Here is a 7,821-nt window from a genome sequence, read left to right as displayed (position 1 = left end):
CTGCCAGATGGAAGTGTCGTTAGATCTGGAACGAACTATAGCGGGAAATTCCAAGAAGCCCATGATGCCTCAAAGGCGAGTATTCAGAGTAGGATCTCGAATTTGGAGAGTGGTGGGGTTAAGGGTACGGATGTTAATACCGGAAGTAACTCTTCAAAATTAGTTGGTAGAGAAGTTAATCTTGATTGGTTAGGAGATAATTATAAGGCTGTTGAACTTGAAGGTAGTGTTAAAGTTGGCGGAAAAGAAAGGGATGTTTCAAGGCGTGTATATCAGAGAACTGACATACAGTGGGATTATAAGCCGATGCATCCAAAGGCAAAAGGTTTATCAAATAGGGAACTAGCAGCAAAAGGACGTCCACCTTTTGTAGTTGATAAGAATGGAGTAGAGACACAGATTGAACTTCATCATTTACTTCARAAAGAACCAGGCGATATGGTAGAAATATTTGCCACTACTCATGATGAGTATAAAAAAATTTTGCATGGTTTAATAAAAGATGGCGATAGTTTTAGAAATAGTGATACTTTAGATAAACAATACAATAATTTTAGAAAAAAATACTGGAAATGGCGTTTTAATAATTTAGATTGAGGTGATTAAGAAATGGATATGGAAATTTTAGGAATGATAAATCAATATACTGAAAAAGGAGATTTTTTTGGAGAAATATCAGACGAAAACATAGTTATGATTGAAAAAAAATTAGGTTGTACTTTTCCACCACAATATAGAGAATTTGTTAAAAAGTTTGGTTCAGGAGGTATTTGTGGAGTTGAGGTATTGGGAGTAGAAGGAATGGAGTATGCATCAGTAGTCGATGATACTGAAAGATATAGAAAATTAGGATTACCAGAGAATTATTTGGTTATTGAAAATGTAGATGAATTTATTTATTGTATTAACACGAAAGATGATTACTATGTTATAAGATGGGATGATATTAGTAAGGAAGAAATAATTAGATACTCAACTTTTGATGAGTACTTAAAAGATAGCTTTCAAGAAGCAATTGACAATTGGGATTAGAAATTAAAAACAAAAAAGCACATAAGCCAAATGAACGAGGAAGAACTTATTTTTGAAGTGGAAAGAAAAAKAATAGGKTGTTTRAAARTAKATACTCCATGATGGTTGYACCATCATAGGTGTTATGTGCAATGATAGAATAGAAAATAAAGTACGAGCTTAGGCGAGATGACATTTTACCGGGCSATAAATATAAACACATGGAATGTATATKAAACTAACGAACTCGTACAAACTCGTAAGTTTTAAKATAGTATTTGTYATGAWGTATAAAAAGTGTCATAYTGTTACTACAAAACTTAYAAATTTAYGCTRCTTAAAAACAWATGAACTTAAAGCRCTTGATTGTCTACGAAAGACAACAAGCGCTTTTTTATTAAATAGGCATGTTATAAATGTTTAAAAATTATTTTTATGAATTAAGGTTAACAGAAATTACTAGTATTATATAATTGAAAATACATTAGCAAAAGGTGCGGACTCCGTATCCCCAATCTTTAAAGGTGTAGAAATACTGCCAGATGGAAGTGTCGTTAGATCTGGAACGAACTATAGCRGGAAATTCCAAGAAGCCCATGATGCCTCWAAGGCGAGTATTCAGAGTAGGATCTCGAATTTGGAGAGTGGTGGGGTTAAGGGTACGGGTAATGGCACTAGGCTTATTCCTGGTACTCCTGGAAAAGTTACAGCAGAAAGTTCTACAAAATTAGGGCAAAATTTATTGGAATCCATGGGGCTACCGCGTTCTGCATCATGGAAGGGATATCAAGCGCAACATATAATACCTAAAAGTTTAAAAAGTCATCCTATATTGAAGAAAATAGGAATGGATATGGATCATGCTGAGAATGGGATATTTTTACCAATACCATCAGAAAGTCCAAGTGCTTTATCTAGACATAGAGGTTTTCATAGAGTATACAATAGAGTTGTAACAAAAGCTTTGAATAATTTGGACATAAATCAAAGTGTAGAGGTATTGGAAAAACAAGTATATGAATTACAACAAAAATTAAAAGAAGCTGTTGAAAAAGGAGTCCCATTATACAAGTCAAGAATAAAAGATCTTAAAGAGTTTTATAAATCAGGAGCGCATGAGAAGTTGCCTATCTGGGATAGGGGTGGTGGAGCGACTGAAGAACTATGGGAAAGGTGGATAAATAAATGAAGTATGGTGAAAATACAAAACTAGTTGAGGAAGTCATCGAGTATATACAAAAAAGAAACTTATTTGATAGAAACGATATAAAGTTACATTCATTGTTAAATGATATTGAAATTATCCATGATTTTGATCAAGCGCAGGAATTGGCTTGGTCTCAGGATTTGGATGTTATTCAAATAGTTTGGGATGATATTAAATCGGATGAAAGTGCAAATTTATTAGAAGGAACTTATAACCCTGATATGGAAGCCAAAAAAGATATGTTATATGAAGTTTTTTCTGATAACCAGAACTATTCTCAGGAGTTTATTTCAATTGATCATATAAATATAATTGAAGAAGTAGAAAGAGATCTTGAGATGTGTGCATTAAATCGTTTAGTAAATGGGAAAGTTGATAATTTTTATGAAAGAATCTTTGCGATGTATAAACTTGGAGGGTGGCCTTGTGGATGGAAAGGTGAATATCCAGAAGGGAGAATGATTGTATATTCACCAGGTAAAAAATAAAGTATATTTGCAGTGGAAAGAAAAAGAATAAGCTGTTAAAAAGTAAATACTCCATGATGGTTGTACCRTCATGGAGTAYTRTGTGCAATGATAGAATAGAAAAMGAAKTACGASCTTAGGYGARATGACATTTTAYWKGGCGRTGAATATWAACACATRGAATGTATATGAAACTAACGAACTCGTACAAACTCGTAAGTTTTAACGTATTAGTTTTCACCACATATAAAAGGTGTCATACTATTACTATAAAWCTTACAAATTTATGCTRYWTAAAAAYATATGAACTTAAAGCACTTGATTGTCRAYTAAAGGCAACAAGTGTTTTTTTTATAGATAGGTATGCTTTGAGTGTATAAAAATTATTTTTATGAATTAGGGCTAACAGAAATTACTAGTATTATATAATTGAAAATACATTAGTAAAAGGTTTAAATAATAGCTTTCTCCTTCATTAGAGGTGAAGAAGTATTACTTGATGGAAGCGTACGTAGATACGGTGGAACGAACTTCAGTGAAAGCGTAAAAGAAGCTCATGATGCCTCTAAGGCGAGTATTCAGAGTAGGATCTCGAATTTGGAGAGTGGTGGGGTTAAGGGTACGGGTGAAGCTGCTAAATATGATGTAGGTCTCTATAATGAAATAAAAGGTGTACCAGGTTTAGATGCGCATCATATTGGACAAAAAGCTATCATGAAAAAATTTATTGCGGATTATGATCCAAAAGTTGGACATACAATCAGAGGACCAAAAGGAATAGTATCAAGAAGTTCAAAAGGGATTGAGAATGGAAGACAACTATTAGCAAGGGATATTATGGAATTAAGAAGGATTTATCAAAATATTCCGAACTCTCAAATTAAAAAACTTATTGAATTGAATAAAAAATTATACCCTGAATTAAGGAGGAAATAGAAGACATGAATAAACAAGATATTATTAAGCATTTACATCAATCAGTAATACGGGAGAATTTAACAGCTTATCGTGAACTATTTTTGAATACGAATATTAATGAAGTGACTGATCCATATTGGAAGGAAGCACTGAAATTTTATACAGAACTTTCTAATGAAAATAAAGACGTATTATTTAAAATAATTGAGCAAATAGAAGTTGACACTTTATCAACAGTTTTAGGTGTAATAGATGAAGGAGTAATGATTGAAGATAAAGAGGTAGAGTTTGAATTAACTATTAATGATAATAGTGAGCCTGTTAATGGTGACTTACAAGATTTATTCCTAGAGTATGATGAAGAAAATAGATAAGGTTCGTGGTGCTTAACTTAAATTTATATAAGGGCATAAACAGGTGAATGCAAAGCAAAATATAATTGCAGTGGAAAAGAAAAACAATAAGTGGTTTAAAAGTAGAGACTCATTTTCGTTTTAGCGTAGAAATTTAATAGAAAACTATAATTTTATTATGCAAACTATTTCCGTTTTTTTTCACATAGTATATACAACTAACGAGGAGATAAATGTTCACTATTACCTTTATTCCTGTTATAAAAAATTCTACAATAGAAGACAGAACGTATATTTGGTATAATCAAAACATACTATATGAAATGATGTACATGAGTTTGAAATTCATGTAATAAGGTAAGTACTACATAACAATAACTAATATTTAAAGTTCTCGTACCTATAGGATTCAGTTCATGTTATACAAATCAGTTGTTAGAAAGGAAAAGATGTAATGAATCAAATTTCATTTGAAGATTTATTTGAAGAAGAAAAAGAAAAAGTGGAGGTAGCTGAGATCCCAGCACCTTTATCGCCCTTGCAAAAAGATATTTTGGGATTATTTAACTCTGAAGAAATAAGTGCACTTGAGCTATGCGAACAATTAATACGATCTGGTAAAATATCAGATGAAAGATTTACAACGAATAAGCCTAAAGCCTTTGGACAAGTATGCTTAATATTAGAAGGGTTTGTTACAGAAGGAAAGCTTACTTTTATCAAAAATGATGAGAAAAGAGATAGGGTTTATAAATTGAATGAAGAAATTTTTAACATATAAGTTGTCCAGAATTAAATGAATGTTTTCTACGGAGCTAGTTCAGTAACCAAAGTAAAAAGGGGTATCAATCAAGAAAGATTGATACCCCTTTTTGTTTTTTTACATCTTACATATTTACGTTTGAAACCGAGTCTTTCTCTATCAAGTTCTAAATGCATATTTTCGTAAGCATTTAGAAAACTGCTTTTTTCTTGTTACGTTTTACTTCAACTATACCAACTTCTTTTGCAGTCTCGACTGCTTTTTCGTGTAGTGGTACATATGAAATTGCCACAGTGTTTAGAAAATTATTCCCCTTTTATTTATGATGATCGCCGTAAGGTCATTGCCCAAAATAAAAGAGCACAAGCACTAACGGATGCACCTAATATACAAACTCCGTTCCATCCGTAGCGTGCATAAATGTTTGTGGAAAGAATTGCACCTGTTGCACTGCCGATAGAATAAAAAATCATATAACTAGCAGTGAGCCGACTTCTCGCTTCAGGACGCACGGTGAAAAGCATACTTTGGTTCGTGACATGTACAGCTTGCACAGCTAAATCTAAAAGAATAACACCGATAACTAGTAGGAATAGAGAATGGTTCATTAATTTAATKRGGARCCATGAAAGTAATAATAARGWTAAGGCWATGCCAGTAGTTCGCTCTCCTAATCCCCGATCAGCCAGTTGTCCCGCTTTAGTAGCAGCTAATGCACCAGCAACTCCAGCAAGACCAAATGCTCCGATAGCTGTATGTGATAGATTATATGGTGCAGCACTTAGAGGTAAAACTAATGAAGTCCATAAAATACTGAAGGAAGTAAAAATAAGCAATGCTAATATTCCGCGAATACGTAAGATCCTTTCTTCTACAAATAATAAGAGAACRGAATGTAATAATTTASGATAGGTCATAGCTGTTTTTTTAKGTTYAAGATTAGGTAAATTACGATATAACAAACCAATTACGAAGAGCATAAGTACAGCAGAGGTAAGATAAACGGAACGCCATCCCGCTAGATCTGTTAATGTTCCGGCAAATGTACGTGCAAGTAGAATTCCTATTACGACACCACTCGTGACGAAACCTACTATTCGCCCACGGTCTTTTGGGTTAGCTAAAATGGATGCGTATGCGACGAGTGTYTGCGTAACAGTCGCAAGAATTCCGACTAAGGCCATACCTATAAAAAGTACGGTACTGGAAGGAGCGACTCCGACCACAATTAAAGCGAAAACGGATAAAAGCATTTGAACAATGATAAGTCTTTTTTGGTTTAACAAATCACCAAGTGGAACTAATAAAAGTAATCCGAGTGCATAACAAACTTGAGTAATCGTAATAACGACACCAATAGTTGAATGGTTGATCTTAAACGCATTTGATAAAGAATCAAGTAGAGGATGAGCGAAGTATATATTCGCCACAGCCATCCCGCAAGCTATTGAAAATAATAGAGTTATATAGCGGGGCATGATTGTATTGATAGGTGATTGGAACTGATCATTATTCTGTGTAAGAGCAGTTGTCATTTTTTCTTTAGTATCCATAATATCATCTCCTTTTTTTAAAAAAAATAACGTACCGAACGGTATGTTATTTCGTAAGTCAAATATAATCAGGGATAAGTTACTATGTCAAGTGAATTGTAAATTAAATTCAGTTTCTTTTGACATATCATTTATAATTTAATACGATATATAATATACTGATTAGTACATAAAAACGTGATTTATAATTTAGAAAACAGGTGAAAAAAGAGGAGGGGTTAAATGGCTCGACTACGTGAATTTGATAAAGAAAAAGCTTTAGATGCTGCTATGCAACTTTTTTGGGAGAAAGGATACGCTGCTACTTCATTAAGTGATTTAACTGCTAAAATGGAAATACAAAGACCGAGTTTATATGCGGCATTTGGTGATAAAGAAGGGCTATTTGAAGCTGCATTACGGAGATACACGAATTTACACGCAGCTAGCATTCGAACAAAACTTCAAAAAGAACAATCTGTAAAAGAGGCCATTCGTATATTTTTTGAAAATATGGTGGAAGAGGAATATAAAAAAGAATCAAATAAAGGCTGTTTTTGTATTAACACAATGGTTGAGATTGCCCCTCATAATGAAAAATTTGAAGTGCTGACTAGAGAACATCAAATGTATCTTTCAGTTATATTTCAAGAGTTAATTACTAAAGGAATTCAGTCTGGAGAACTGCAAAGTGATGTGAATGCTAAAGCATTGGCACAAACGCTAGTCACTTCATTAATTGGATTAACGGTGTTAATGAAATCTCGCCCAGAACGTTCAGTTGTAGATAATTCGGTATGTATCATATTATCGTTACTAAAATAAATGTAACAGAATTGTATWTCAATCAACTATGTCGATTATAGACACTTTTATTTATAARCTTTTWACTTTAAGCACTGAATTGTCTACGAAGGCAACAAGTRCTTTTTATTTTCGTGTAAATATGAGCAGGTGAATCATAATGGTTGTCTGCAATATATGAAGATTGTTGGAGACATTTGTAATTAGRCATCGGATAAGAGRGGGATGAAAACACTATATAAGCCCCTTCAAAGCCCCTTATAAGCACTTACCAAGTAATAAATCACTAAGAAAAAGAAAAAACAAAAACAAAAACAACTACAAGAACAAAAAAGCACGAAAAAATAAAACCGTCGTTGTAGTAGTTAAAAAAATTTGGAATTCAAATGCAAAAATAAAGCCCTCATTCCTATATGTATATTGAAGGATTGAAATTTGCCTTTTTATGAATAAAAGGAGGTGGGAAACATATGGCGGTGTACCGTAATGTGCAGGTGAACTTTTGGCAAGATGAATTCATATTAGATTTAACGCCAGAAGAGCGTTATTTTTAYATATATTTGTTAACTGGTACGAAAACGAAGCAATGTGGTATTTACATATTRCCRAARCGTTTRGCAGAGCTTGAAACTGGTTACAGTATGGWGACWGTTGAGAAGTTATTGAACCGGTTTGTGGAATACGGGAAGATTTTATATGACACGGAAACGAAAGAGTTATTCATTATAAATTGGTTACACTATAATCCTATTTTTAATACGAACAT

General features: G+C 33.0%; 10 protein-coding genes and 3 pseudogenes. 11 read left to right on the top strand and 2 right to left on the bottom strand.

Annotated features, from left to right (window positions below; all coding sequences use genetic code 11):
• The 9 genes and pseudogenes from AC1DJR_RS18860 to AC1DJR_RS18820 form a co-directional block, all read left to right on the top strand.
• Positions 1 to 597, top strand: a 597-nt coding sequence (locus AC1DJR_RS18860; protein WP_477003233.1) for an HNH/ENDO VII family nuclease, incomplete at its 5' end; no start/stop codon positions are given.
• Positions 598 to 609: 12 nt separating this feature from the next.
• On the top strand, positions 610 to 1,032 hold the full coding sequence (locus AC1DJR_RS18855) for an SMI1/KNR4 family protein (protein WP_264461042.1): 423 nt from the start codon (positions 610 to 612) through the stop codon (positions 1,030 to 1,032).
• Between the two features lie 448 nt (positions 1,033 to 1,480).
• The gene (locus AC1DJR_RS18850) at positions 1,481 to 2,200 is read left to right on the top strand and encodes an AHH domain-containing protein (protein ID WP_477003235.1); all 720 of its coding nucleotides are present in this window, start codon (positions 1,481 to 1,483) and stop codon (positions 2,198 to 2,200) included.
• On the top strand, positions 2,197 to 2,706 hold the full coding sequence (locus AC1DJR_RS18845) for a cytoplasmic protein (RefSeq protein ID WP_429688715.1): 510 nt from the start codon (positions 2,197 to 2,199) through the stop codon (positions 2,704 to 2,706). Before AC1DJR_RS18850 ends, AC1DJR_RS18845 begins: the two co-directional genes overlap by 4 nt.
• Positions 2,707 to 2,873: 167 nt before the next feature.
• Positions 2,874 to 3,065, top strand: a complete 192-nt coding sequence (locus tag AC1DJR_RS18840) for a hypothetical protein (protein ID WP_477003232.1) — start codon at positions 2,874 to 2,876, stop codon at positions 3,063 to 3,065.
• Positions 3,066 to 3,113: 48 nt separating this feature from the next.
• Positions 3,114 to 3,325, top strand: a pseudogene (locus tag AC1DJR_RS18835) (HNH endonuclease); the annotation flags it as partial.
• 23 nt (positions 3,326 to 3,348) lie between these two features.
• Positions 3,349 to 3,621: a hypothetical protein gene (locus AC1DJR_RS18830; RefSeq protein WP_477003234.1), complete on the top strand. Its 273-nt coding sequence runs from the start codon at positions 3,349 to 3,351 to the stop codon at positions 3,619 to 3,621.
• 5 nt (positions 3,622 to 3,626) lie between these two features.
• Positions 3,627 to 3,977 carry a hypothetical protein gene (locus tag AC1DJR_RS18825; RefSeq protein WP_001041138.1) on the top strand — a complete coding sequence of 117 codons (351 nt, stop codon included), beginning with the start codon at positions 3,627 to 3,629 and terminating at the stop codon, positions 3,975 to 3,977.
• A gap of 433 nt (positions 3,978 to 4,410) precedes the next feature.
• A complete protein-coding gene (locus AC1DJR_RS18820; RefSeq protein WP_002013774.1) occupies positions 4,411 to 4,737 on the top strand; it encodes a DUF3895 domain-containing protein in 327 nt (108 codons plus the stop codon).
• Positions 4,738 to 4,805: 68 nt separating this feature from the next.
• Here AC1DJR_RS18820 and AC1DJR_RS18815 read toward each other — a convergent pair.
• Together AC1DJR_RS18815 and AC1DJR_RS18810 are read right to left on the bottom strand one after the other, a co-directional pair.
• Positions 4,806 to 5,029, bottom strand: a pseudogene (locus AC1DJR_RS18815) (hypothetical protein); the annotation flags it as partial.
• A 10-nt stretch (positions 5,030 to 5,039) separates the two neighbouring features.
• Complete coding sequence (locus tag AC1DJR_RS18810) at positions 5,040 to 6,272, bottom strand: MFS transporter (protein WP_477003231.1); 1,233 nt, start codon at positions 6,270 to 6,272, stop codon at positions 5,040 to 5,042.
• A 222-nt stretch (positions 6,273 to 6,494) separates the two neighbouring features.
• Between AC1DJR_RS18810 and AC1DJR_RS18805 the strand changes: the two genes are divergently transcribed.
• Together AC1DJR_RS18805 and AC1DJR_RS18800 are read left to right on the top strand one after the other, a co-directional pair.
• Complete coding sequence (locus AC1DJR_RS18805) at positions 6,495 to 7,076, top strand: TetR/AcrR family transcriptional regulator (protein WP_002190148.1); 582 nt, start codon at positions 6,495 to 6,497, stop codon at positions 7,074 to 7,076.
• A 217-nt stretch (positions 7,077 to 7,293) separates the two neighbouring features.
• Positions 7,294 to 7,821 (top strand): annotated as a pseudogene (locus tag AC1DJR_RS18800) (DnaD domain-containing protein); the annotation flags it as partial.

The sequence above is a fragment of the Bacillus sp. 05T31 genome (assembly GCF_056396725.1).
The sequence above is the reverse complement of the archived record's forward strand: the minus strand, read 5'-3'. Positions and strand labels throughout refer to the sequence as shown.